This is a genomic window from Allobosea sp. LjRoot9 (genome assembly GCF_964252745.1).
Lineage (GTDB): Bacteria > Pseudomonadota > Alphaproteobacteria > Rhizobiales > Beijerinckiaceae > Allobosea.
On record NZ_CAXUPC020000002.1, the window covers coordinates 36273 to 61778 of the forward strand.

21 protein-coding genes, 1 tRNA gene and 1 pseudogene are annotated in these 25506 nt (G+C 66.5%); 9 read left to right on the forward strand and 14 right to left on the reverse strand.

All coding sequences use genetic code 11. The annotated features are described in order from the left end of the window. The first annotated feature begins 136 nt into the window (after positions 1-136). The 5 genes from hutI to ACSQ3P_RS08745 all read left to right on the forward strand — a co-directional run bounded on the left by hutI (position 137) and on the right by ACSQ3P_RS08745 (position 6109). Entirely contained in the window at positions 137-1303 is a 1167-nt protein-coding gene (gene hutI, locus ACSQ3P_RS08725) for an imidazolonepropionase (protein ID WP_436166217.1), read from the forward strand. Continuing rightward, positions 1300-2835 (forward strand): histidine ammonia-lyase, encoded by a 1536-nt coding sequence (gene hutH / locus ACSQ3P_RS08730; protein WP_436165215.1) that lies wholly within the window; start codon positions 1300-1302, stop codon positions 2833-2835. Before hutI ends, hutH begins: the two co-directional genes overlap by 4 nt. Before the next feature lie 201 nt (positions 2836-3036). Continuing rightward, a complete protein-coding gene (gene hutG / locus ACSQ3P_RS08735) occupies positions 3037-3843 on the forward strand; it encodes an N-formylglutamate deformylase (protein WP_436165216.1) in 807 nt (268 codons plus the stop codon). Then, positions 3840-5507 (forward strand): urocanate hydratase, encoded by a 1668-nt coding sequence (gene hutU / locus ACSQ3P_RS08740; RefSeq protein WP_436165217.1) that lies wholly within the window; start codon positions 3840-3842, stop codon positions 5505-5507. The genes hutG and hutU overlap by 4 nt, the downstream gene beginning before the upstream one ends. Positions 5508-5527: 20 nt before the next feature. Next, on the forward strand, positions 5528-6109 hold the full coding sequence (locus ACSQ3P_RS08745) for a HutD/Ves family protein (protein ID WP_436165218.1): 582 nt from the start codon (positions 5528-5530) through the stop codon (positions 6107-6109). Here ACSQ3P_RS08745 and ACSQ3P_RS08750 read toward each other — a convergent pair. From ACSQ3P_RS08750 to ACSQ3P_RS08775, 6 genes and pseudogenes are all read right to left on the reverse strand, one after another. After that, positions 6082-6180: pseudogene (locus ACSQ3P_RS08750) on the reverse strand (transglutaminase family protein); the annotation flags it as partial. The gene ACSQ3P_RS08745 and the pseudogene ACSQ3P_RS08750 overlap by 28 nt on opposite strands. Positions 6181-6419: 239 nt before the next feature. Next, entirely contained in the window at positions 6420-7613 is a 1194-nt protein-coding gene (locus ACSQ3P_RS08755) for a class I SAM-dependent methyltransferase (RefSeq protein ID WP_436165219.1), read from the reverse strand. A 140-nt stretch (positions 7614-7753) separates the two neighbouring features. Beyond that, positions 7754-8539, reverse strand: coding sequence for an ABC transporter ATP-binding protein (locus tag ACSQ3P_RS08760; protein ID WP_436165220.1), 786 nt, complete (start codon positions 8537-8539; stop codon positions 7754-7756). After that, on the reverse strand, positions 8536-9309 hold the full coding sequence (locus ACSQ3P_RS08765; RefSeq protein WP_436165221.1) for an ABC transporter permease: 774 nt from the start codon (positions 9307-9309) through the stop codon (positions 8536-8538). Before ACSQ3P_RS08765 ends, ACSQ3P_RS08760 begins: the two co-directional genes overlap by 4 nt. Beyond that, complete coding sequence (locus ACSQ3P_RS08770; protein ID WP_436165222.1) at positions 9306-9815, reverse strand: mismatch-specific DNA-glycosylase; 510 nt, start codon at positions 9813-9815, stop codon at positions 9306-9308. The genes ACSQ3P_RS08765 and ACSQ3P_RS08770 overlap by 4 nt, the downstream gene beginning before the upstream one ends. A gap of 5 nt (positions 9816-9820) precedes the next feature. After that, positions 9821-10783: an ABC transporter substrate-binding protein gene (locus tag ACSQ3P_RS08775; protein ID WP_436165223.1), complete on the reverse strand. Its 963-nt coding sequence runs from the start codon at positions 10781-10783 to the stop codon at positions 9821-9823. Between the two features lie 275 nt (positions 10784-11058). On the opposite strand from ACSQ3P_RS08775, the gene ACSQ3P_RS08780 reads away from it, so the two are divergent. Then, on the forward strand, positions 11059-12615 hold the full coding sequence (locus ACSQ3P_RS08780; RefSeq protein ID WP_436165224.1) for an acetolactate synthase large subunit: 1557 nt from the start codon (positions 11059-11061) through the stop codon (positions 12613-12615). Between the two features lie 144 nt (positions 12616-12759). On the opposite strand, the gene ACSQ3P_RS08785 is transcribed toward ACSQ3P_RS08780, so the two are convergent. From ACSQ3P_RS08785 to ACSQ3P_RS08795, 3 genes are all read right to left on the reverse strand, one after another. Beyond that, positions 12760-13800 carry a histone deacetylase family protein gene (locus ACSQ3P_RS08785; protein WP_436165225.1) on the reverse strand — a complete coding sequence of 347 codons (1041 nt, stop codon included), beginning with the start codon at positions 13798-13800 and terminating at the stop codon, positions 12760-12762. Between the two features lie 243 nt (positions 13801-14043). Then, the gene (locus tag ACSQ3P_RS08790) at positions 14044-14649 is read right to left on the reverse strand and encodes a TetR/AcrR family transcriptional regulator (protein WP_436165226.1); all 606 of its coding nucleotides are present in this window, start codon (positions 14647-14649) and stop codon (positions 14044-14046) included. A 151-nt stretch (positions 14650-14800) separates the two neighbouring features. Then, positions 14801-15985, reverse strand: coding sequence for an acyl-CoA dehydrogenase family protein (locus ACSQ3P_RS08795; RefSeq protein WP_436165227.1), 1185 nt, complete (start codon positions 15983-15985; stop codon positions 14801-14803). A gap of 248 nt (positions 15986-16233) precedes the next feature. On the opposite strand from ACSQ3P_RS08795, the gene ACSQ3P_RS08800 reads away from it, so the two are divergent. Further along, positions 16234-17811, forward strand: a complete 1578-nt coding sequence (locus tag ACSQ3P_RS08800) for an acyl-CoA carboxylase subunit beta (RefSeq protein WP_436165228.1) — start codon at positions 16234-16236, stop codon at positions 17809-17811. A gap of 202 nt (positions 17812-18013) precedes the next feature. Then, positions 18014-20002 carry a biotin carboxylase N-terminal domain-containing protein gene (locus ACSQ3P_RS08805; protein ID WP_436165229.1) on the forward strand — a complete coding sequence of 663 codons (1989 nt, stop codon included), beginning with the start codon at positions 18014-18016 and terminating at the stop codon, positions 20000-20002. A gap of 175 nt (positions 20003-20177) precedes the next feature. Here the strand turns inward: ACSQ3P_RS08805 and ACSQ3P_RS08810 are convergent, their stop codons facing one another. Further along, positions 20178-20471 carry a hypothetical protein gene (locus tag ACSQ3P_RS08810; protein WP_436165230.1) on the reverse strand — a complete coding sequence of 98 codons (294 nt, stop codon included), beginning with the start codon at positions 20469-20471 and terminating at the stop codon, positions 20178-20180. A 263-nt stretch (positions 20472-20734) separates the two neighbouring features. Between ACSQ3P_RS08810 and ACSQ3P_RS08815 the strand changes: the two genes are divergently transcribed. Beyond that, on the forward strand, positions 20735-21910 hold the full coding sequence (locus tag ACSQ3P_RS08815) for a hypothetical protein (RefSeq protein WP_436165231.1): 1176 nt from the start codon (positions 20735-20737) through the stop codon (positions 21908-21910). A 138-nt stretch (positions 21911-22048) separates the two neighbouring features. Here the strand turns inward: ACSQ3P_RS08815 and ACSQ3P_RS08820 are convergent. The 4 genes from ACSQ3P_RS08820 to ACSQ3P_RS08835 all read right to left on the reverse strand — a co-directional run bounded on the left by ACSQ3P_RS08820 (position 22049) and on the right by ACSQ3P_RS08835 (position 25257). Further along, a tRNA-Thr gene (locus ACSQ3P_RS08820) sits at positions 22049-22124 on the reverse strand. A 193-nt stretch (positions 22125-22317) separates the two neighbouring features. Further along, entirely contained in the window at positions 22318-23265 is a 948-nt protein-coding gene (locus tag ACSQ3P_RS08825; protein WP_436165232.1) for a prephenate/arogenate dehydrogenase family protein, read from the reverse strand. After that, a complete protein-coding gene (locus ACSQ3P_RS08830) occupies positions 23262-24389 on the reverse strand; it encodes a pyridoxal phosphate-dependent aminotransferase (protein ID WP_436165233.1) in 1128 nt (375 codons plus the stop codon). Before ACSQ3P_RS08830 ends, ACSQ3P_RS08825 begins: the two co-directional genes overlap by 4 nt. 34 nt (positions 24390-24423) lie before the next feature. Next, positions 24424-25257, reverse strand: coding sequence for a chorismate mutase (locus ACSQ3P_RS08835; protein ID WP_310158406.1), 834 nt, complete (start codon positions 25255-25257; stop codon positions 24424-24426). Between the last annotated feature and the right edge of the window lie 249 nt (positions 25258-25506).

A 25506-nucleotide genomic window follows, 5' to 3' on the forward strand; every position in this document is an offset into this window, starting at 1 on the left:
CCCGCTTGCCAATTGCATATGCAATTAGCTAGCATAGCCTTGGGATGAGGATTGTCGAGAGGAAACGCGGGTGGCGCAACGGCCGGATGAGTTTCTGATCTGCGACCGGGTTTGGACGAATGCCCGGCTCGCCACGATGGCGGCAGGCTCCGGCACGCCCTATGGCGCGATCGCAGATGGCGTCATCGCCGCACGCGACGGGCGCATCGTCTTCGCCGGGGCGAAAGGCGACGCGCCTGCCTTCGATGCGGTGGAAACGATCGACTGCGGCGGCCGCTGGATCACGCCCGGCCTGATCGATTGCCACACCCATCTCGTTTATGGCGGCGACCGCGCCCATGAATTCGAGCTGCGCCTGCAAGGCGCGAGCTATGAGGAGATCGCGCGCGCAGGCGGCGGCATCCTCTCCACCGTGAAGGCGACGCGGGCCGCAAGCGAGGCCGAACTCTTCGCCAGCGCCGACAGGCGGCTCGCCGCATTGATCGCGGAAGGCGTCACCACCATCGAGATCAAATCCGGCTATGGGCTGGAGACGGAAACCGAGCTGAAGCAGCTTTCGGTCGCGCGCCGGCTCGGGCGCGAGCGGCCGGTCGGCGTGCGCACCACTTTTCTGGGCGCGCATGCGGTGCCGCCCGAATATAAGGGCCGCGCCAGTGACTATGCCGAGTTCGTCATTGGGCCGATGCTGGACGCCGTCGCGGCACGGGGACTGGCGGATGCGGTCGATGTCTTCTGCGAGGGCATAGCCTTCTCGCCCGAGGAAACGGCGCGCATCTTCACTGCGGCCAAGGCCAAGGGCCTCGCGATCAAGATCCACGCCGAGCAACTCTCCAATCTCGGCGGAGCCGCATTGGCCGCCGAACATGGCGCGCTCTCGGCCGACCATCTCGAATATCTCGACGAGGCCGGTGTCATCGCCATGGCGAAGGCCGGCACGGTTGCGGTGATCCTGCCGGGCGCCTTCTATTTCCTGCGCGAGACACAGAAGCCGCCGATCGCGCTGCTGCGCCAGCACGGCGTGCCGATCGCGCTCGCGACCGACGCCAATCCCGGTTCCTCGCCACTGACCTCGCCGCTCCTGGTGCTGAACATGGCCTGCACGCTGTTCCGATTGACGCCGGAGGAGGCGCTGGCCGGCCTGACCCGCAACGCCGCTCAGGCACTCGGCTTAGGCCGCGAGATCGGCACGCTCGAGGCCGGCAAGCGCTGCGACCTCGCGATCTGGGAGATCGAGCGCCCGGCCGAGCTCGCCTATCGCATCGGCTTCAACCCGCTTCACGCCCGCATCTGGAACGGACAATGACCCTGCCTGTCTCGCTCACGCCCGGCCACGCCCCCCTGACGCATTGGCGCGACGTGCTCGCCGGCGCGTCGCTCACGCTCGATGCGGCAAGCGCGGGCGCCATCGCCGCGGCCCAGGCGATCGTCGACGACATCGTCGCGGCCGGCACCGTGACCTATGGCGTCAATACCGGCTTCGGCAAGCTCGCCAGCGTGCGTATCGCCGATGCGGACCTCGCGACGCTGCAACGCAACCTCATCCTGTCGCATGCGGTCGGAACCGGCCCGGCCCTGCCCGACAGCGTGGTGCGCCTGATCCTCGCGATGAAGGCTGCAAGCCTGGCGCGCGGCGCTTCGGGCGTGCGCCCCGTGGTGGTCGAAGCACTGCTCGGCGCGCTCGCGGCCGATGCCTTACCGGTGGTTCCGGCGAAGGGCTCGGTCGGCGCGTCGGGCGACCTTGCCCCGCTGGCGCATCTGACAGCCGCCCTGATGGGGGTCGGTGAAATCAGGCTGAAAGGCATGGCCCTGCCGGCGGCGGAAGCGCTGTCGCGCATCGGCCAGGCCCCGCTCGCGCTCGGCGCCAAGGAAGGGCTCGCGCTGATCAACGGCACGCAGGTCTCGACCGCGATCGCGATCACGGCGCTTTCCGAGATCGCGCGCGTCTTCGACGCCGCGCTCGTTGCCGGTGCGCTCTCCGTCGATGCGCTGAAGGGCTCGGATACGCCGTTCGATCCCCGCATCCAGGCGCTGCGCGGCCAGCCCGGCCAGATCAACGTCGCCGCCACCTTGCTGACGCTGATCGCGGGCAGCGAGATCCGCGACAGCCACCGCTTCGGCGATACCAAGGTGCAGGACCCTTATTCGCTGCGCTGCCAGCCGCAGGTGATGGGCGCAGTGCGCGACCTCCTCGGCAACGCCGCCGCGACGCTCGGCATCGAGGCCAATGCCGTCACCGACAACCCCTTGGTGCTGGGGCCGGGCGAGATCGTCTCGGGCGGCAATTTCCACGCCGAGCCGGTCGCTTTCGCGGCCGACATCCTCGCCATGGGGCTGTGCGAGATCGGCAATCTCTCGGAGCGGCGCATGGCGCTGCTGGTCGACCCGGTGATGAGCGGGCTGCCGCCCTTCCTGGCGCGCGACGCCGGGCTCAACTCCGGTTTCATGATCGCACAGGTGACGGCCGCCGCGCTCGCTTCTGAGAACAAGCAGAAGGCCTATCCGGCCTCCGTCGACACCATCCCGACCTCCGCCAACCAGGAGGACCATGTCTCGATGGCGACGCATGGCGCCTATCGCCTGCTCGACATGGCCAAGAACGCCGCCAGCATCATCGGCATCGAATTGATGGCGGCGGCGGAGGCGATCGAGCATCACCGGCCGATGAAGACGAGCCCGCGACTGGAACCGGTGCTCGCCCTGCTGCGCGGTCGCATCGCGCCGCTGACGGCCGACCGCTATCTCGCCCCGGATCTCGCGGCTGCAACGGATCTCGTGCTCAGCGGCGCGGTCGGTCAGGCGGCGGGGTTGGACAGTTTTGCGGAGTTTGCGGCGTGACATGTGAGAACCACAACGCGCCCCCTCTCCCCTTGCGGGAGAGGGTTGGGGTGAGGGGTCGCGCGACCGTCCTCATTGGCTTGCAGCCGCCGTCCGCTGCCGATTCCGACCTGAGCGTCCCCTCATCCGGCGCTGCGCGCCACCTTCTCCCGCGAGGGGAGAAGGGAATGCGCTCCCGGCGACACAGCTAGGATGACAACCATGACCGACATCGTCACCGTCACCCCGGGCCCCTCGCCTTTCATCCTCTCGATGCCACATCCCGGCACCGGGCTGCCGCACGAGGTCCGCGCCGCTCTCAACGAGACCGGCCGCAGCGTGCCCGACACCGACTGGCACATGCGCCAGCTCTACGGCTTCACCGAGCGCTTCCAGCCGACGATCGTCGAGGCGGGGCTGTCGCGCTATGTCATCGACGTCAATCGCGACCCCTCCGGCGTCTCGCTCTATCCCGGCCAGGCGACGACCGAACTCGTCCCGACCACGAGTTTCGACGGCGAGCCGATCTGGGCGACAGCGCCAGATGCGGCCGAGATCGAGCGGCGACGCCAAGCCTATTTCCAGCCCTATCATGAGGCGCTGGCCGCCGAGGTCGCACGCGTGAAGGCGCTTCACGGTTGGTGCCTGCTCTGGGACTGCCACTCGATCAAATCGGTGATCCCGCGGCTGTTTCCCGGCACGCTGCCAAGCTTGAACCTCGGCACGAATTCGGGCGCGAGCTGCGCGGCGCCCATTGAGGCGGCGACTATCGCCGCGATGGCGGGCCAGCCCTTCAGCCAGATCGTCAATGGCCGCTTCAAGGGTGGCTGGATCACGCGCCATTACGGCAAGCCGGCCGAGCATGTGCATGCGATCCAGATGGAGATCGCGCTTAGCGCCTATCTCACCGACGAGACGCCGCCCTGGACCTTCGACGAGGCCAAGGCCGCCAAGCTCCAAGCCGCCCTCTCCAGCATCATCGCCGCCGCGCTGGACGCGGCCGCCAGCTTCGAAAAGGCTCAAGCATGACCCGTATCGACAACAGCCGCGTCATCCGCAGCCCGCGCGGCAGCGAGCTCTCGGCCAAGAGCTGGCTGACCGAGGCGCCTTTGCGCATGCTGATGAACAATCTCGACCCCGATGTCGCGGAGAAGCCGGGCGAGCTCGTGGTCTATGGCGGCATCGGCCGCGCCGCCCGCACCTGGGAGGATTTCGACCGCATTTGCGCCTCGCTGCGCTCGCTCGAGGCCGACGAGACCTTGCTTGTGCAATCGGGCAAGCCGGTCGGCATCTTCAGGACGCATGCGGACGCGCCGCGCGTGCTGATCGCCAATTCGAACCTCGTCCCGGCCTATGCCAACTGGGAGCATTTCCACGAGCTCGATAAGCTCGGGTTGATGATGTACGGTCAGATGACGGCCGGTTCCTGGATCTATATCGGCACGCAAGGCATCGTCCAGGGCACCTACGAGACCTTCGTCGAGGTCGGTCGCCAGCATTATGGTGGCTCGCTCAAGGGCAAGTGGATCCTGACCGGAGGCCTGGGTGGCATGGGCGGGGCGCAGCCGCTCGCCGCCACCATGGCCGGCGCCTCGATGATCGCCATCGAATGCAAGCCCTCCTCGATCGATTTCCGCCTGCGCACCCGCTATCTCGACGAGAAGGCTGCCAGCATCGACGAGGCGCTGGAGATCGTCGAGCGCGCCCATAAGCAGGGCAAGGCCGTCTCGGTCGGCGTGCTCGGCAACGCGGCCGATGTGTTTCCCGACATGGTCCGCCGCGGCATCCGCCCCGATGTCGTCACCGACCAGACCTCGGCACATGACCCGCTCAACGGCTATCTGCCGGCCGGCTGGACGCTGCAGGAATGGGAGGAACGTCGGGAGCGCGACCCCGCCGGGACGATTCTGGCAGCCAAGGAATCGATGGCGACGCATGTGCGCGCCATGCTCGATTTTCAGAAGATGGGCGTGCCGACGCTCGATTACGGCAACAATATCCGCCAGATGGCGAAGGATATGGGCGTTGCCGACGCCTTCGATTTCCCCGGCTTCGTGCCGGCCTATATCCGGCCGCTGTTCTGCCGCGGCATCGGGCCGTTCCGCTGGGCCGCGCTCTCGGGCGACCCCGAGGACATCTACCGCACCGACCAGCGCGTGAAGGAATTGCTGCCGGACGACACCCATCTGCACAACTGGCTCGACATGGCGCGCGAGCGCATCCAGTTCCAGGGCCTGCCCGCCCGCATCTGCTGGGTCGGGCTGGGCGACCGGCACCGGCTCGGCCTCGCCTTCAACGAGATGGTGGCGAAGGGCGAACTCAAGGCCCCGGTCGTGATCGGCCGCGACCATCTCGATTCAGGCTCGGTCGCCTCGCCCAACCGCGAGACGGAAGCGATGAAGGACGGTTCAGATGCGGTCTCCGACTGGCCGCTGCTGAATGCGCTGCTCAACACGGCGGGCGGCGCGACCTGGGTCTCACTGCATCATGGCGGCGGCGTCGGCATGGGCTATTCGCAGCATTCGGGCGTGGTCATCGTTGCCGACGGCACACCGGAAGCCGCGAAAAGGCTGGAGCGCGTACTCTGGAACGACCCGGCGACCGGCGTGATGCGCCATGCCGATGCGGGCTATGAGATCGCGATTGACTGCGCCAAGGAGAAGGGGCTGAAACTGCCGGGCATTCTCGGTTGAACAGGCAATCTCGGCTGACCATGCGCCTGATCCGAGCCCGCGAGTGCCGCGCCATGCCGTGGAAGAATGGCGGCGGCACCACGACCGAAATCGCCGTGCATCCGCAGGGAGCCTCGCTCGATGCCTTCGACTGGCGCATCTCCATGGCGCATGTCGGCAGCGACGGGCCGTTCTCCAGCTTCCCCGGCATCGACCGGACCCTTGCGGTGCTGCGCGGTAACGGCATCCGCCTCGCCTTCAGCGATGGCGAGACGATCACGCTCGACCGGCAGACGGAGCCCTTCGCCTTCGCGGCCGACCGCGCTGTCGCGGGGCAGCTCGTCGCCGGGCCGATCGACGACCTCAACGTGATGAGCCGGCGTGGCCGCTGGGCTCATGCGATGCAGCGGCTGACGGGGCCGGAGCCGCATGTGCTTGAAGCCGATGCGGGGCTGCTTGTCCTCGTGGCGCGCACGGGCGGCTGGACGGCAAGGGTCGGGGCCGCCATCGAAACACTCGTGCCCGGCGACAGCGCCGTTCTGGACGACCCTGCGAGGGTTGAACTCAGCGCCAACGATCCCGAAAGCGAGATGTTCGCGATCACGCTGCGGCCGATGAGCTGACACGCGAGGCTCATGCGCGCATCGGGCGGCATCTCGAAGGAGCGGAACTCGATCAGCCCGAGCCGTCCGTCGGCGGCGCCGCGACTATGGCAGCAGTGCTGCTGGTGCGGCGGGGATAGGGCCGCAACGCAGAACCCTCTCCTTACAGGAGAGGGGTTCCCCGCGCCTTTTCGCCACTGCCGCGCGCCCTCTTCCCTTCTCCCCATCAAAGTCGACTGTTGCCGACTTTGACACTTAGGGTTGCCCATCTCGGGCAAGCCCGAGATGGCTGGGAGAAGGGTTTCCAGCACCCTTCCACTAGCCGCAGCCGCTATTGCGGCTGCTCCATGTAGCCGCGCGTCATCGGCAGCGTATCGAGGCGCTTGGTGAGCTGGAACTGGAAGACGACGAGGTCGTCATGCCGGAAGCTCGCCTCCGAGGCTGCGAGATAGAACTCCCACATCCGGGCGAAGCGCTCGTCATACATCGCGACCGCCTCGGCGCGGCGCGCGAGGAAACGCTCGCGCCAGGCCTTCAGCGTCTCGGCATAATGCAGCCGGAGCACCTCGACATCGGAGATGATCAGGCCCTCATGCTCGACCGCCGCCGTCACCTCCGACATCGCCGGGATGTAGCCGCCCGGGAAGATGTATTTGGCGATGAAGGGGTTGGTCGCGCCAGGCGGCGAGCTGCGGCCGATCGTGTGGATCAGCGCGACGCCGTCATCCTTCAAGAGTTCCGCGACCTTGCGGAAGAAGGTGCGGTAATAGCCGACGCCGACATGCTCGAACATGCCGACCGAGACGATCCGGTCGAAGCGCTCCGGGACGTCGCGATAGTCCTGCAGGCGGAAATCGACCGGCAGGCCTGCGGCCGTCGCGCGCTCCCTGGCGACGGCGAGCTGCTCCTGCGAGAGCGTGACGCCAGTCACGTTCGCGCCCGTCTCGCCTGCGATCGTCAGGCCGAGCCCACCCCAGCCCGAGCCGATATCGAGCACATCATGGCCCGGCCCGATCGCGAGCTTGGCCAGGATGTGCCGCTTCTTGGCGATCTGGGCCTCGGCGAGCGAGGTCTGCGGCGTCAGAAAATAGGCGCAGGAATACTGCATGTCCTCATCGAGGAAGAGCCGGAAAAACTCCGCTTTGAGATCATAGTGATGGGCGACATTGCGCCGCGCCCAGCCAAGCGTGTTGTGCTGGTGGAAGCGCCTGACGCTGGTCCTGAGCTTCGCCAGCGCCCTGGCCCAGGCCGTCGGAGGGTTGCGGTGAACACCTGCGACCAGCACGTCCAGCAGATCATAGAGGCTGCCGCGCTCGACCACGACGCGCCCTTCCATCACCGCCTCGCCCAGGGCCAGCTCCGGGTCCAGCGCGAGCTGGAGCTCGGTCGGCCGGTCGGCGATGCGCATCCTGAATGCGGGCGTACTCCCCTTTCCGACGGATTGCAGTGATCCATCGGCGAACACAACATCGATCCGCGGCTCCTTCACCAGCCGGGACAACATCCTTGCGATAAGCGCGTGCATCGGCCCCACCTCATGGCAGCACCCCTTTGGAGATAAGATGGCAAGCGACTATTGCAACAAAATAGCCCTTTTTCTGCAATTCCGACCATCACTTGCCGCATATCGGGCGAGCTGCGGGGTGATGGTTGCGCGGGCAGGTTCTAGTGGACCTCCGCCGCCAGAACGGCCTCGACGCGGATCTCCTCGACCAGCCGCTCCTTCAGCGCCACGAACTCCGGGCTCGTCTTGATGGTGTAGGGTCGCGGATGGGGCAGATCGACCGCGATATCGGCCTTGATCCGGCCGGGCCGGGCGCTCATCACCACGACGCGCGAACCGACGAAGATCGCCTCCTCGATATCGTGGGTGACGAAGAGCACGGTCTTCTGCTCGCGCTCCCAGATGCCGAGCAGCATCTCCTGCATCAAGGCGCGGGTCTGGTTGTCGAGCGCCCCGAAGGGCTCGTCGAGCAGCAGGATCTTGGGGTCGTTGGCGAGCGCGCGGGCAATCGCGGTACGCTGCTGCATGCCGCCCGAAAGCTGTTTTGGGAAATGATCGACGAAACCCGAAAGCCCGACGCGGCCGGCCCAGTCGCGGGCGAGATCGAGCCGCTCGCGCTCGGGCACGCCCTTCTCGCGCAGGCCGAAGGCGATGTTCTCGATCACTGTCAACCAGGGAAACAGCGTGTAGCTCTGGAAGACGAAGCCGCGATCGGCGCCCGGTCCGGAGACAGGCGCACCGTCGAGCAGGATGCGGCCCTCGCTTGCCGTCTCGAGCCCGCCGATGATGCGCAGCAGCGTGGATTTTCCGCAGCCCGACGGGCCAAGAATCGTGATGAAGTCGTTATCGGCGACGCTGAGCGTCGTCGGCGTCAGGGCCCGCGTCGATTGACCGCCGCGCTGGGCCGGAAAGACCTTGCCGACATTCTCAATGATCAGCTTGCTCATCGAGCCGCCCATGGAAACAGGCGCTGATTGACCGCCTTGAACAGGAAATCCGAGACCAGGCCGATCAGCCCGATGACGATGATGCCGAAGATGATCTGGCCGGTGTTCAGCAGCGCTTGGCTGTCGGTGATCATATGGCCGATGCCCGATGACGAGCCGATCAATTCGGCGACGATGACATAGGTCCAGGCCCAGCCGAGCACGAGGCGGAAGATCTCGGCGATCTCGGGGGCGGCATTGGGCAGGAGCACGCGCCTGACCACCGAGCTGTCGCTGGCGCCCAGCGTATAGGCTGCGTCGACGAGATCACGCCGGACGCCGCCGACCGCGACCGCAATCATCAAGATGAGCTGGAAGACCGAGCCGATGAAGATGACGAGCAGCTTCTGCGCCTCGCCGATGCCGGCCCAGAGGATCAGGAGCGGAATGAAGGCCGAGGCCGGCAGATAGCGCGCGAAGGAGACGAAGGGTTCGAGGAACGCCTCGACCGGCTTGTAGGCGCCCATCAGGATGCCGAGCGGCAGCGCCACGGCCACGGCCAGCACGAAGCCGCCGATGACGCGCCAGATCGTCATGCCGATATCGAAGGCGAAGCCGTACTGGACCAGCAGGCTATAGCCTTCCCGCAGCATGGTGAGCGGGTCGGCCAGGAACAGCCGCTGCACATAGCCGCCGAAGGTCGCGACGGACCAGAGCACGACGAACAGCGCGAAGAAGGCGACGCCGTAGCCGATCCTTGCGCCGCCGGAGACCGGCTGAAGCGGTTTCATGCGGCGGCTCCGATCGCGCCCGCGACCGAGGCCAGTTCCCGCCAGGGCTCGATCGACCAGAAGCCGGCAGCCGCGCCCGAGGTCGAAGGCAGGATAAAGGCCGCGGATTCCGCAACCTTCACCGCTTGCAGGCCATAGGACATCGCCGGGCCGGGGAGGCCGAGCGCCGCTTGCGCCGCCCGCTTGCCGTTGAAGGCGACGATGGCTGGGGCATGCGCCCTGATCTTGCTCATAAAGCCCTCGACATCGAAATGGGATCGCAGCAAGGCGGCGTCCGGCCCCGAAGTCGCCTTGGCGACGTCGGTGAGGCCGATGCCGTATCGCGGCAGATCGCGGAAATCCATCGGGCCGAGCCGCTCGGTGATCAGCCCGACCTCATGCAGGGTTTTCCAGAACTTGTTGCCCGGCCCGGCATAATAGGCCCCGCGACGTGCCGAGGCCGCCCCGGCTTGCGTGCCGCAAAACACGATACGCAAGCCGGGGAGCAAGACATCGGGCAGGATCACCCGGTTCAGCCGCCGATGACGTATTTTGTCTCGACCAGCGTGCCGAGGTCCGGCTTCGCCTTGATCAGGCCGATCTCGAGCAGGAGGTCGGCAGCCTTGGCGGAGAAAGCCTGCCATTCCCCGGAGAAGAACGTCTTGTTCCCCGCCGCATCCGACCAGCGCAGGTAGGCCGCCGACTTGCCGAACTGCTCGCCGCTCTGCTTCACATCCGCGCCCATGATGCCATAGGCCTTGTCCTTCTCGGCCTTGATCAGGTCGAGAGCCTCGAAATAGCTCTTGGTCAGCGCCTTGGCCGCAGCGTCATTGGCGGCAAGGAAGGCAGGCGTGCAGCCCAGCGTGTCCATCACCATCGGGTAGTCGAGCGTGGTGGCGATGATCTTGCCGGCCTCGGGCTTCTCGCGCACAGCGGAGAGATAAGGCTCATAGGTCAGGGCCGCGTCGTTCTGGCCGGCGATGAAGGCCTGCGCCGCCGGGCCCGGCTCCATATTGACCACCGTCACGTCCTTGATGGACATGCCGTTCTCCTTGAGGAACCAGGCCAGCGCGAAATAGGGCGAGGTGCCCGGAGCCGAGGCCGCCACCGTCTTGCCCTTGAGATCCTTGATCGAGCCGATGGCGCTGCGCGTCACCATGCCGTCAGCGCCATAGCTCTTGTCGAGCTGGAAGATCTGCTTGCTCTTCACGCCCGCGCCGTCCCAGACGATCCAGGTCTCGACGGTCGTCGCGGCGCATTGGATGTCGCCCGAGGCCATGGCGAGATGTCGGTCCTTCTGCGGGATCTTCTTGATCGTCACGTCGAGGCCGTTCTTGGCGAAGATCCCGGCTTCCTTGGCGAGCACCAGCGGGGCGAAGCCGGTCCAGCCCGAAATGCCGATGGCGACCTTGGTCTGCGCCTGCGCGGCGCCCGCCGCAATGAGGCCGGCGAGACCGATGCCGGCCAATGCCGCGATACGCTTCAAACCTGTCATGACGTGAGCCTTCCCCTGTTGTCGTCGGATGATCCGGGCGGCGAGACGCCACCGCAACCTGAAGCGAGCCCAGATGCAACCTTCGTTCCAGGGAAGGTTAAATGCATATGCAAATCCGTCAAGCCGCGCCCTCAAGCCGCGCCCCTGGCACCCATCACGCGATCTCGACCCCGCCATGAATTTCTCGCGTTTGACAGTGCGCCAAACATCTTTTCCCCTGAGGCCTCCTTTCGCGCTCAGCGCGTTCTCCACCAACCCTGTCCGGGATGATCCGAATGAACGGCGCCGACCGCCTCTGCGACACGCTCCTCGTCAACGACGTGGATGTCTGCTTCGCCAATCCCGGCACGTCCGAGATGCATTTCGTCGCGGCGCTCGACCGCAAGCCGCAGATGCGCTGCGTGCTCGGCCTGTTCGAGGGCGTGGTGACGGGCGCTGCCGACGGCTATGCCCGCATGGCCGACAAGCCGGCCGCGACCCTGCTGCATTGCGGGCCCGGCATGGCGAACGCACTCGCCAACATGCACAATGCAAGGCGCGCCTGGACGCCGATGATCAACGTCGTCGGCGACCACGCGACCTATCATCTCCAGCACGACGCGCCGCTGACCAGCGACATCGAGAGCATGGCCAAGCCGATGTCGCATTTCGTCCGCCGCATCGCCTCGGCCGAGGATGTCGGCCCGGCGATCGAAGAAGCCTATGTCGCCTCGCTGACGCTGCCGGGCGTCACCACCGTCATCCTGCCGGCCGATTGCGCCTGGAACGGCGTCGAGCCGGCCGAGCTGAAGCCGGTGAAGCTGCCTGCGCTGAAGAGCGTCGAGGCCGCCACGATCCGCGACATCGCCGCCGGGCTGCGCAAGCATGGCGCGCGGGCCGCGATCATGCTGACCGGTCTCGCGCTGCGCGAGGCGCCGATGGAGATGGCGGCGCGCGCCTGCGCCGCGACCGGGGCGAAGATCTTCAGCCAGATGTCGAACGGGCGCGTCCAGCGCGGCGCCGGCCGCGTCGCGATGCCCAAGATCCACTATCCCGTCGACAAGGCGCTCGATCAGCTCAAGGACGTCGACTATCTCGTGCTGGTCGGCGCGCAGATCCCGGTCGGCTTCTTTGCCTATCCCGGCAAGCCCGGCCGGCTGGTCCATGAGGGCTGCGAGATCGTGACCTTGGCCCGGCCCGGCGACGATCTGCCCGGGACGATCGCTGCCCTCACCGACGAGCTCGGCGCGACGAAGACGGCGCCTGCCTTCATCGCACCGCCGCGCCGGGAACAGCCGGCGCTGCCGACGGGAACGCTCGACGCCGACAAGGTCTGCAGCATCGTCTCGACCCTGCTGCCGGAGAACTGCATCGTCTGCGATGAATCCGTCTCCTCCGGCCGGATGTTCTATTTCGACTGCTACAGCGCGCCGCAGCACGACTACATCCAGCTCACCGGCGGTGCGATCGGCGAAGGTATCCCGCTCGCGGTGGGCGCTGCGGTCGCCTGCCCCGACCGCAAGGTCATCGGCATGCAGGCTGACGGCTCGGGCATGTACACGGTGCAGGGGCTGTGGACGCAGGCGCGCGAGAATCTCGATGTCGTCACGGTGATCTTCGCCAACCGGACCTATGCGATCCTGCATGGCGAGATGCGCGCCGTCGGCGTCAATGATTTCGGCCGCAACGCCAAGCTGATGCTGAACCTCGACGAGCCGGCGCTGGACTGGGTCTCGATGGCGCGCGGCATGGGCGTCGAAGCCGCCCGCGCCACGACGGCGGAGGAATTCACCAAGCTGTTCAAGGGCGCGCTCGGCAGGAAGGGGCCGTTCCTGATCGAGGCGGTGATCTGAGGGTGTCATCCCGTGCGCGCTGCGGCATGTAAATGCCGCTGCGCAGACACGGGATCGCATGACAGGTAGAGCGCCTTGTTCTGACGACGATCCCGCATCTGCGCAGCGGCACTGCGCGCCGCAGCGCGTGCGGGATGACAGGCGCTACTTGAACCCACCCAGGAACGCATCCAGACAGCCGCCGATCGCCTCGATCGCGTAGCCGCCCTCCTGCACCACCAGCGTCGGCAGGCCGAACGCCTTCACCTTCGCGCCGATCGTGCCGAAATCCGCCGCGTCGAGCTTGAGCACGCCGATCGGGTCGTCCTTGTGCGCGTCGTAGCCGAGCGCGATCACCAGCGCCTCGGCCCCAAAAGCCTTGATCGCCGCGCCGGCCTTGTCGACCGCCGCCGCCATCGCGTCTCCACCCGCGCCATGGGCCAGCGGCAGGTTGAGGTTGAAGCCCTCGCCCGGGCCGTTGCCGGTCTCGTCGGCATAGCCGGTGAAGAAGGGGTAGTAGTTCACCGGGTCGGCATGGACCGAGATCGTCAGCACATCGTCGCGACGATAGAAGATCTGCTGCGTGCCGTCGCCGTGATGGGCGTCGACATCGAGGATCGCGACCTTGCCGAATTTCGAGCGCAGGCGCTGCGCCGCGACAGCCGTGTTGTTGATGTAGCAGAAGCCGGTGGCGCGGTCGGCGCGGGCATGGTGGCCCGAGGGGCGGCAGAGCGAATAGACCGCGCGCTCGCCGGACAGGATGGCGTCGGCGCCGGCGACCGCCGTCTCGGCCGAGCGCAAGGTCGAGGTCCAACAATGCTCGCCGACCGGAACCGAAAGATCGCCGAGATACCAGCCGAGCTGGCCCATGATCCCCGTCGGCCGGCAAGGCGGCCGGACGGATTCGTCGGTGCGCCCGCTCCAATAGGGGAAGGTGTTGGGCCAGGCTTCCGGACCGCGCTCGGGCAATTCCAGCCAGCGCGGCCAGAGCGTCTCGAGGAAGCGCACGAAGCCCTCGCTGTGGACGGCGAGAATCGGATCGGTGCCGCTGGCGGCCGGCTGCTCAGGCGTGACGCCGTGCTGCTTCAGCGCGCCGAGCAATTGCGCCGTGCGCTCGGGCAGGTCCTTGGGCGCGACGATCTTGCCGAAGCGCATATATTGCTGCGGGTCATGGAGCGACTGGTCGGGGTGATAGAAGGCGCGCATGCGTGAGACGGTCCCTGGAACGAGCGAAGGCGGTAAAGTTGAGCAGAGGGGAGGATGCTAGCAAAGCCCGCGCCGCGCCGTCAGGCCGCAACGACGCTGCCCCGCCCTGCATCAGCCGAGGGTTTGGCCGGCATGAGGCTTAGCCGATGGACGAGCCAGGGCACACCGCAGCCATGGCACCGCAGGAAAGCCCTGCTCCCGCCGAATGCCTCGAGAAGCAGCGCGCGGAGCACGGCCAAGCCATCAGGGCGTCGTTTTCGGCGCGATCAGTGCGGCGAATTCGGCGGCCAATTCGGAGACCTCGTAGCGGCCGGGGCGATACCAGTCGGTCGAGCCGTTCAGCGCGCCGAGCAGGAAATTGCGCAACGCCTCGGGCGCGCGCTCGGCCGGCAGCACATCCGCCGCCTGCATCTCGGCGACAAGGTCGCGCCAGACCTCCTCATAGGCGCGGCGCACCCGGCGCACACTGTCGGGCGCGGGCGATGCCCCGAAGGTGAAGGTCTTGATGCTGGCCGAGGTGTAATCGCCATGGCCGTGGAGCGCGGTGAGATGCGCGCCGATCGCCGCCTCGAGCCGCTCGCGCGGCGTGGCCTTGGCATGCCCGGCCAGAGCCGCGACGACCGCCTCATGGACGAAGCGGACACCGTCATTGACCACCGCCTCGACGATCTCCTCCTTCGAGGCGAAATGGTAGTAGAGGCTCGCCTTGCGGATGCCGACGGCCTCGGCGATCTCGCGCAACGTCGTCTGGTGATAGCCGCCCGAGCGCAGCAGGCGCGCGGCGGTGTCGAGGATGAGCCGGCGCGAACCGCCTTCGACGGCCACCCGCGCGGATTGGGCTTCGCTCATAGGGTGTCATCCCGTGCGCGCTGCGGCGCGAAGTGCCGCTGCGCAGATACGGGACCGCGAGCAGAACGAGGCACCCCTTCCGGAAATCGGTCCCGCATCTGCGCAGCAGCATTGCATACTGCTGCGCGTGCGGGATGACAGTGCTGCCTGCTCACAGCCGCTTCGCGACCTCTTCCAGCATCACCTCGGTGGCGCCGCCACCGATCGACTGGACGCGGGCGTCGCGGGTCATGCGCTCGATCGTGCTTTCGCGCATGAAACCCATGCCGCCATGGAACTGCAGGCAGGCATACATCACCTCGTTGACCAATTCGCCGCAATAGGCCTTGACCATCGAGACCTCCCTGGTCGCCTCGAACCCCTGCGCGTCGAGCCAGGCTGCGTGATAGACGAGCTGGCGGCCGGCCTCGACCTTGCCGGCCAGCGTCGCCAGCTTCTGGCGGATCGCCTGCTTGTCCCAGAGCGGCGCGCCGAAGGCCTTGCGGGTCTTGACGTAGTCGAGGGTGAGATCGATCGCGGCCTGGGCCTCGCCGATCGCCATCGCGCCGATCACCGTGCGCTCGTTCTGGAAGTTGCTCATGATCGCATAGAAGCCGCGCCCTTCCTGGCCGAGCAGGTTCTCGGCCGGGATGCGGCAGTCCTCGAAGACCAGCTCGGCGGTGTCGGAGGAGCGCCAGCCATGCTTGTCGAGCGCGCGCGAAACGCGGAAGCCCGGCGTGCCTTTCTCGACCAGGAAGATCGAGACCGATTGCGACGGCTTGGCCGCGAGGTCGGTCTTGGCGGCGACGCAGTAGAGATCGGCATGGACGCCGTTGGTGATGAACATCTTTGCGCCGTTGAGCACGTAATGCTCGCCCTCGCGCCGCGCCGTGGTGCGGATGCCCTTCACGTCGGAGCCGGCATCGGGCTCGGTGACGGCGACCGCGACGATCTTCTCGCCGGCGATGATGTCGGGCATGAATGTGTCGCGCTGGGCCTGGCTGCCGGCATTGAAGATATGGACCGAGGCCATGTCGGTGTGGACCAGCGCCGTGATGGCGGCGCCCGAGAAGGTCGAGCGGCCGAGCTCCTCGGCCAGCACCACCGTCGCCAGCGTATCCATCTCCGAGCCGCCATATTCGCTGGGGTAGCGGATGCCGAAGAAACCGAGCGCGCCCATGCGCTTCAGCACCTCGCGCGGCACGAAGCCGGCTTCCTCCCAGGCCAGCCCATGCGGCTTGATCTCGGTCTCGACGAAGCGGCGGACCTGGTCGCGCAGCGCCTCATGCTCCTCGGTGAAATAGGGCGAGCGGCGCGGGGCTTCGCTGCCCGCTTTGATAATCCCGGCTGCCGTCATGGTTTGTTCTCCCGCGCTTGACCTGTGCGCTTCAATCCGCCTACCTAACGGACGGTAGGTGAATGAGATGGCGAGATCAAGCCATTCCCACCATCAGCCCTCATCCTGAGGAGCCGCGGCACGCGGCGTCTCGAAGGATGTTCCAGGAGGCTCTGGTGCGCGCTGGAGCATCCTTCGAGACGCAGCCTTCGGCTGCTCCTCAGGATGAGGGCTGAGGGAGGCAATCGCCCGCAATGGCAGGGGGAAACATGACCGAGACCAACAAAGCGAGCAGCACGCCCCCTCCCCCGCTCGCCGCGATGCTCGCCACGCTGCGCGAGCGCCATGCGCTGGTCGCCGCTGGCGGCGGCGACAAGATGCGCGCCCGCCACGAGCAACGCGGAAAAATCATGGTGCGCGAGCGCATCGATCTCCTGCTCGATCCGCAGACGCCCTTCCTCGAACTCTCGCCGCTCGCCGCCTGGGGGCTCTATGGCAACGAGGTGCCGGGGGCCGGCATCGTCACCGGCATCGGCATGGTGCAGGGCCGCGCCTGCATGCTGATCGCCAATGACGCGACGGTGAAGGGCGGATCCTTCTTCGCCGAAACCGTGCGCAAGCATCTGCGGGCGCAGGAGATCGCCGGGGAGCATCGCCTGCCTTGCCTCTACCTCGTCGATTGCGGCGGCGCCTATCTTCCCGAGCAAGACCGCGTCTTCCCCGATCGCGATCATTTCGGCGGCGCCTTCTACAACCAGTGCCGGATGTCGGCGGCAGGAATCCCGCAGATCTCGCTGGTCTTCGGCGGCGCGACGGCGGGCGGGGCCTATATCCCGGCGCTGTCGGACGAAGTCATCATGGTCAAGGGCACCGGCCGCATCCATCTCGGCGGCCCGCCGATCGTGAAGGCCGCCATTCACGAGATCGTCGATGGCGAGACCCTGGGCGGGGCCGAGATGCACACGCAGGTCTCGGGCGTCGCCGACCATCTCGTGCTGACGGAAATGGAAGGCCTGGCCAAGCTGCGCGAGATCGTCGGCGCGCTCGGCGATGCAGGCAGGCTGGTCGAGCCACCGCATCAGCCTGCCCCACCCAAGCTCGACCCGGTGGATCTCGCCGATCTCGTCCCGACCGACCTGCGCCGCCCTTACGACGTGCGCGAGGTCATTGCCCGTCTCATCGACGACAGCGTCTTCAACGCGTTCAAGCCCGATTATGGCGCGACGCTGGTGACGGGCTTCGCCCGCATCCACGGCCACCCTGTCGGCATCATCGCCAATAACGGCGTGCTGTTTTCCGAAAGCGCAGTGAAGGGCGCGCATTTCATCGAGCTCTGCGACCAGCGCCAGATTCCGCTCATCTTCCTGCAGAACATCACCGGCTTCATGGTCGGCACCGAGGCTGAGCGCGGCGGCATCGCCAAGCATTCGGCCAAGCTGGTCTATGCCGTCTCGAATGCGCGCGTGCCGAAATACACCGTGCTGATCGGCGGCTCCTATGGCGCCGGCAATTACGGCATGTGCGGGCGCGGTTTCCGGCCGCGCTTCCTGTTCTCCTGGCCCAATGCCCGCATCGCCACGATGAGCCCGGAGGTCGCGGCCAATGTCGTGACCGAGCTGCGCCGGCAATCGCTCAAGGGCGCCACTGACGAGGCCGCCATCGCGGACCTCGACGCCAGGACCCGCGCCCAGTTCGAGGAGCAGAGCGACCCCTATTACGCCACCGCCCGGCTCTGGGACGACGGCATCATCGAACCGGGACAGACGCGCGACGTGCTCGGCCTGTGCCTCTCGCTGGCGGCGGGCGAGCCGCGCGATACCTCGCCCCGCCCCGTGTACCGGATGTGATGGCGATGCAGTCGACCCCCCATTGTCATTCCGGGGCTTCGCCCTCGGGTCCGACCTTCGGTCGGCCCAAGGATAAACTCCGCGAAGAACCCGGAACCCACGACCGGGCGAGCCCTTGTCGCTGCAATTGCAAGACTCTCACCCGGTCGTGGGTTCCGGGTTCGGCCCTGGCGGGCCGCACCGGAATGACGAGGTTGCACTGATGTTCGACACCATCCTGATCGCCAATCGCGGCGAGATCGCCTGCCGCATCATCAAGACCTGCCGGCAGATGGGGATCCGCACCGTCGCGGTGCATTCGCAGGCCGACCGCGAGGCGCTGCATGTGCGCCTTGCCGACCAGGCCGTGGATATCGGCCCCGCACCGGCCCGCGAGAGCTATCTGCGCGCGGACAAGATCATCGCGGCGGCGCTTGCCACCGGCGCACAGGCGATCCATCCAGGCTACGGCTTCTTGTCCGAGCGGCTCGACCTGATTGCCGCCTGCGAGGCCAACGGCATCAGCTTCATCGGGCCCTCCAGCGCGGCGATCGACGCGATGGGCGACAAGATCCGCTCCAAGCAGATCGCACGTGACGCCGGCGTGCCGGGCGTGCCGGGCTATGACGGCGCCGATCAGTCGCCGGAGGTTTTGCGCAGGGAGGCGCTGCACATCGGCCTGCCGGTGATGGTCAAGGCCTCGGCCGGCGGCGGCGGCAAGGGCATCCGCAAGGTCGAGCGTGAGGACGAGCTCGACGGCGCCATTGCCGCGGCCGCGCGCGAGGCGCAAGCAGCCTTCGGCGACGGTCGTCTGCTGATCGAGAAATTCGTGACGCGGCCGCGCCATGTCGAGGTGCAGGTCGCCGGCGACAGGCACGGCAGCATCGTCCACCTGTTCGAGCGCGACTGCTCCGTGCAGCGCGCGAACCAGAAGCTCCTGGAGGAGGCGCCTGCGCCCAATCTGCGGCCGGAGACGCGCGCGGCCCTGCACGAGCATGCGCTCAGGCTCGCGCGCGCGATTTCCTACGATAATCTCGGCACGGTCGAGTTCCTGGTCGATGCGGCGACGCAGGCCGTGTTCTTCCTGGAGATGAACACCCGCCTCCAGGTCGAGCATCCCGTCACCGAGGCGATCACCGGGCTCGACCTGGTGGAATGGCAGATCCGGATCGCGGCCGGCGAGACGCTGCCGCGCAAGCAAAGCGAGATCACCTGCACCGGCCATGCGATCGAGGCGCGATTGACGGCCGAGCGCGCGGATGAAGGCTTCCGGCCCGATACGGGCACGATCCGGCTCTGGCGCGAGCCCACGGGCCTGCGCATCGACAGCGGCGTTGCGGCAGGCAGCGAGGTCTCGACGCATTACGATTCCCTGCTCGCCAAGCTGATCGCGCATGCGCCCGATCGCCCGGCCGCCATTCGCAAGCTCACTGACGGCCTCGACCGCCTGAGCGTGCTTGGACCCGGCACGATCCGGCCCTTCCTCGTGGATGCTTTGCGCCAGCCCGCCTTCGTCATGGGCCAGGCGACGACCCTGTTCATATCCGAGACCTGGCCCGGCGGCTGGACGCCCCGGCCTGTCGACGAGACCGTGCGCAACGCCGTCGCCGCGGCGATCTGGCTCACCGCCAACAGGCCGGCGCAAGGCAGCGGGCCCTGGAATAGGCTCGGCGGCTTCAGGCTGCTCGCGCCGGCGGGACGGCCCGCCACGGCGCATCTGTCAGTCCAGGTAGGAGGAGATGCGGCGCGGCTTGCTGTCGAAGCGCATGACGGCTTCCTGCGCGTGACCAGCCCCGGCAGCCTGCATGACGTCGCCATCAGCAAGGCCGGGCCGGATCGCTGGAGCGTCACCGTCGATGGCGTGAACATGGCCGTGGATGCGGCCTGCTACGCGGAGGAAGTGTTCCTTCGCCATGGCGGGTTCGAAGGCCGGATCGGGATCGCGTTGGCCGCGGTCGCCGCAGCAGCGGAACGCGCTGCGAGCGGCGAGACCGGCGACACGCTGCGCGCCAGCATGCCGGGCACCGTCGTCTCGCTTCATGTGGCGGAGGGCGACAGCGTCGAGGCCGGGCAGATCGTCGCCGTGCTGGAATCGATGAAGTTGTTCATGGAGCTGAAGAGCCCGGCTTCAGGCACGGTCAGGCGGCTGGGCACGCGGGCCGGCGCCACCGTCGCGGCCGGCGACATGCTGATCGCAGTGGAGAGCACCTGATCGGCACCGAGGTCAAACAGGGCCGCCCAAAAGCAGCGCCGCGTTTTCTTCACGCGAACCGACGTCCACTTCGCTCGAAAACGCTCACATAAAAGAGGGGCCGGTTTGCACCGCCCCCCTCCCGCCCGACCCGGCCGAAGCCGAGGCCGGGGCCGTTCAGGATCGTTTGGCTGGATCAGTTGCAGCCGCAGCCATGGCCACGTCCGACGCCGCCGAGCAGGCCGCCGACGACCGCCTTGACCGGGGCAGCAACGTTCACCTTGTTGCCGTTGCCGACATTGTTGGCGATGTTGTTGCCGCTGAGGACGCTGACATTGTTGAGCACGCTCACCTTGGAGATGCTGGTCGTCACCGGGGCGATGATGCCGCCGATCAGCGAGCCTCCGATGAGCGAGCCGCCCTTGCCGCCAGCCATGGCAGGAGACACGGCGAAAGCTGCAACCGTAGCGAGAACATAAGCGTATTTCATTGTACTCTCCCTGGGTCCGCCTCGGGGTTCGAAGCGATGACAAACGTATAGGTTGCAACAACCTAGAGATGCAATCTTAGACGAACATTAACCATACTTGATAATCTTAACCCAGATGTCAGTAAGCATATGTTCTGCGTCATCCAAATCTATTCAATTCTTCTTTCAATATAACTCTAGTAGCCAAACGTAATACCTTCGTTCATTTAGGAAATTTTAAGTACGATCACCTGATTATCAGCGCCTCGACAGCGCGAGCAGCGATGAAACAGAGCCTGTTCACCCTCTATCTCCTGCCGCTTCTCATGGCGGGAACCGCTTATGCGGCGGATAAGGACGTGCAGCCGGCGGAGAGTTCGGTCGCCGTCATCGGCCTGCGCGGCGGTTACGACAGCAATCCTTTGACGCTGAAAGGCGAGAAGGGCAGCCCCACCGCCACCGTCTTTGCAACCTGGGATTATCTCCACGGGGCATTGCAGGACGGCTACGGCGTCAACCTGACCTTGGCCGAGACTCAATATGACCCGCGCGTGCTCTCCGCGGCGCGCTTCCACACGCTGACCCTGAAGCATGCGGTCCCGATCGGCGATGCGACGGTGGTCCAGACCTCGATCCTGGCTTCCAACGAACAGAGCTGGTCGCGCCGCAGGAGCAGCCTGGGCCTGCGCGGGCGCATCGACCATGCCATCGGCGCCTTGCGCCTGTTCGCGAGCGCGGAGGGCCGGCTCACGGCGCTGAACGAGCGCAATGTCTTCAATCTCGGCGACTTCCTGCCCCGCGACGAAAATTTCGGCACGGTCTCGCTAACCTCGGGCGCCGCCTGGCGCATCGGGGACAGCGAGGTCGGCGCCTCCTTCACCGGATCGCGGACGCATTTCCTCGACGGGGTCGATTATCTCGGGCTCCGGCGCGACCATAACCGCGTGCAGCCGAACCTGTTCATCTCGACCAAGATCGGCGAGACGACGCTCGAAGGCTCGCTCTCGCCGTTCCGCGCCATCTTCCCCGAGAAGGAGTTCGAGACCGTCAGCGAACTGCTCTACACGGCCAAGGCGCGCATTCCCTATGGCGCCCTGGCGTTCGAATTCGCCTCGAGCCGGGCAGTCGAGGACACCACGCTGCCCTTCTCGGCCATCGACCTCGTGACGGCCCATGAGATCAAGCTCACCGCCAAGATCAATGAGGCCAACGCGGTGGCGCTGAGCCTGCGCCGCAAGACCGACAATTATCTCGGCCTCGACGCGCTTTCGGACCAGAAGAGCATCGGCATCGACTATCAGCGCGCCCTTGGCGACGGCCTGACCGCGACCGCCTCCGCCTCGCTGCGCAAGACCAAGGAAACCGGCCTTGAGCCGGTGACCTCCTTCAGCCTGATGCTGGGGCTGCAGAAGCAGATCGATTTCAGCAAGCCCGGAAAGCCGGAGAAGGCGGGTGGGTGACGGGCGGGGGCGGGGCGCGCGCCGCTGTCGATGCCGGGGCGGCGACGCAGCGATCGACGAATGCGCCTGATCGTCCATGACCCAAAATACAAAAACCGGCCTTTCGGGCCGGTTCGCAAGCATCAATAATCAGGTCAGTGGTGCCGCTTGAGGGATTCGAACCCCCGACCCCCTCATTACGAATGAGGTGCTCTACCAGCTGAGCTAAAGCGGCGACACGCGAGGCGTCTACCAGCCCTGCCGATTCTTGGCAAGGCGAAGCGGGCGATGCGAGAGCAGGATTCGAAAAAGTGGGTACCGGTTTTTCGCATTGATCCTGCTCTCACTTTTAGATGAGAGACGGATTCAGATGTCAGATGGGATCACTCCGTGATTCCATCTGACATCATCCGGCTCTAGCGCCCGGTTCAGGATTTCCGCAGTTTTTCCGTCTCGGGCTTTTCCTGGCCGAGTGCGACGATGCCGCGGCGGATGGCGCGAGTGCGGGTGAAGTGCTTGTGCAGCGTCTCGCCGTCGCCGAAGCGGATGGCCCGCGTCAGCACCGAGAGGTCCTCGCTGAAGCGGCCGAGCATCTCCAGCACCGCTTCCTTGTTGTGCAGGAAGACGTCGCGCCACATCGTCGGGTCGGATGCTGCGATGCGGGTGAAATCGCGGAAGCCGCCGGCGGAGAACTTGATCACCTCCGACTGCGTCACCGCCGCCAGATCCTCGGCCGTGCCGACGATGTTGTAGGCGATCAGATGCGGCAGATGGCTGGTGATCGCGAGCACGAGGTCATGATGCTGCGCGGTCATGATCTCGACCAGCGCGCCCATGCCCTCCCAGAACTGGCGAGTCCGGGCAATCGCCGTCGCGTCCGTGCCCTCCGGCGGGGTCAGGATGCACCAGCGGTTGAGGAACAGGCTCGGGAAGCCGGCGTCGGGGCCGGAATTCTCGGTGCCGGCGACGGGATGGGCCGGGACGAAATGCACGCCCTCGGGCAAATGCGGCATCACCGCCTCGACCACCGCGTTCTTGACCGAGCCGACATCGGAGAGGATCGCGCCGGGCTTCAGCGCGGGCGCGATCTCGACCGCAACCGCGCCGCAGGCGCCGACCGGCACGCAGAGGATGATGTGGTCGGCATCGCGGACGGCATCAAACGCCGTCTCCGCGATCTCATGGCCGAGACCGAGCTCGCGCGCCCGGGCGCGCACGGCCTCGTCGCGATCGGAGAGCACGATCCGACCGGCGAGGTTGAGCTCCTTGGCCGCATGCGCGATCGAGGAGCCGATCAGGCCGATGCCGATGATCGCGAGGCGGCCGAAGATCGGCTCGCTGCGACGCGGCGCAAAGCTCTCGGAGGAGGTCGTCATGCCTTGCCCGCGAGGAAATCTGCGAGCGCCGCGACGACGAGGCGGTTGGCCTCCTCGGAGCCGATCGTCATGCGCAGCGCATCGGGCAGGCCGTAAGCCGCGACTGCGCGCAGGATCAGCCCGCGCCGGGTCAGGAAGGCGTCGGCCTCCTTGGCGGTCTTGCCGGGCTTTGTCATCTCGCCGGGCTTGGCCGGAAAATGGATCAGGATGAAGTTGCCGACGGAGGGCGTCACGGAGAGCCCGAGCTTCTCGAGCTCGGCCGTGGTCCAGGCAAGCCATTTGTCGTTGTGCTCGATGGCCGAGGCGACATGAGCCTCGTCTGCGATCGCCGCAGCGCCGGCCTCGATCGCCGCGCCGTTGACGTTGAACGGGCCACGGATGCGGTCCAGCGCGTCGACGACATGGGCAGGCCCATAGAGCCAGCCGAGCCTGAGATTGGCGAGGCCGTAGATCTTGGAGAAGGTGCGCGTCATCACGACGTTCTCGCTCTCCGCGACCAGTTCGAGCCCCGAGGCATAGTCGTTGCGGCGGACATATTCGGCATAGGCCGCGTCGAGCACCAGCAGCACATTGCCGGGCAGGCCGGCATGCAGGCGCTTGACCTCGTCGAAGGGCAGATAGGTGCCGGTCGGGTTGTTGGGGTTGGCGAGGAAGACGATCTTGGTCCGCGGCGTCACCGCCGCCAGGATAGCGTCGACATCGGCAGTGAAGTTTGTCTCCTTGACGACGACCGGCTTGCCGCCGGCGGCCAGGATCGCGATGCGGTAGACCAGAAAGCCGTGCTCGGTGAAGACGCCCTCATCGCCATCGCCGAGATAGGCCTTGGTGACGAGCTGGAGCAATTCGTCGGAGCCGGTGCCGCAGAGGATGCGGTTGGCATCGAGCCCGTAGCGGCCCGCGATCGCCTCGCGCAGCTTGGTCGAGGACCCATCGGGATAGAGCTCGAGCTTGCCGCTGAGCGAACCATAGGCCGCGACTGCCTTGGGGCTTGGGCCGAGCGGAGTCTCGTTGGAGGAAAGCTTGTGCAGCTTCACGCCGGCAGGCGCTGCGGACTTGCCCGGTACATAGGCCTGGATGTCGAGGACGCCGGGGCGGGGCACGGGGCGGGAAGCGGCATTGGCCATGATCGTCGGGACCTTGCGAAAGACGGCTTTTAAATCAGCGGACGGATTTGACGGCGAAGCGGGCGGCGTGGCTGCCGATCTCGGAAAAATCGCTGAGGCCGGCAGGCTCCAGCGCCTTGCGGATCGCGCTCTGGTCGACCTCGCCAGAGGCGGCGACCAGGAGCGAGAGATGCGAGCCGTCGGCGGCCGAGGCCGAAACCTCGGCCAGGTGCTGGGCGAGCCCCGAGCGCAAGGCCTCGGACCAGCGCTCGACACGCGCCGCATAGAGCACGATCTCGCGCACCGCGGCATCGGCCAGGGGCTTGGCGACGCAGTAGACCGGTGTACCCGCCGGATGGTCCGGCCGCTCGATGAAGGGCAGGCGTGCGATGATCTTGGGTGCGTCGCTGCCGATCAGATCGCGCCACCAGATGCCGGCGCTGGCGCCCTGGTCCATGCGGAAGATACCGAGATCGCCAGCCGAGTCGGCCACCGCCTTGATGACGGCGCGCGCATCCTCATGCGTGACGAAGGGCACGGTGAAACCGAAATGGAAGCGGGCGGAATCGCGCATCGCCGCGTCGCCACCCGAGACATCGGCATGGACGGAATAATTCGCCTGCACATAGGTGAAGGTCGCGATGATGATGCGCCAGATACCCTCGATCGTGTCGAGCGGCAGCAAGCCCTTATGGCGCAGCGCCAGGCGCTTCATCATGTCGGCCTCGCGGCCGGGGCGGAAGGCCGAGCCCGAGACTTGCGTGTTCTTGATCGCGATCAGCGTCTCGATGATCGAGGAGCGCTCCATCAACAGCGCATGCATCTCGCTGTCGATGCGATCGATCTCGGCGCGCAGATCGGCAAGGGTGGTCGGAGCGGCTTCGGTCATGATGGCTGCGCGATCGGAGGGACAGCCCTCATCCTGAGGAGCCGCGAAGCGGCGTCTCGAAGGATCGTTCCAGCAGGCACTGGAGCATCCTTCGAGACGCAGCCTGAAGGCTGCTCCTCAGGATGAGGGCTTTAGGTTCTGCTTAGGCTCTTAGAGCCGGATGATTTCAGATGGAATCACAAAGTGATCCCATCTGAAATCATCCGGCTCTCAACTAAGAGCGAGAGCAGGATCAATGCGAAAAACCGG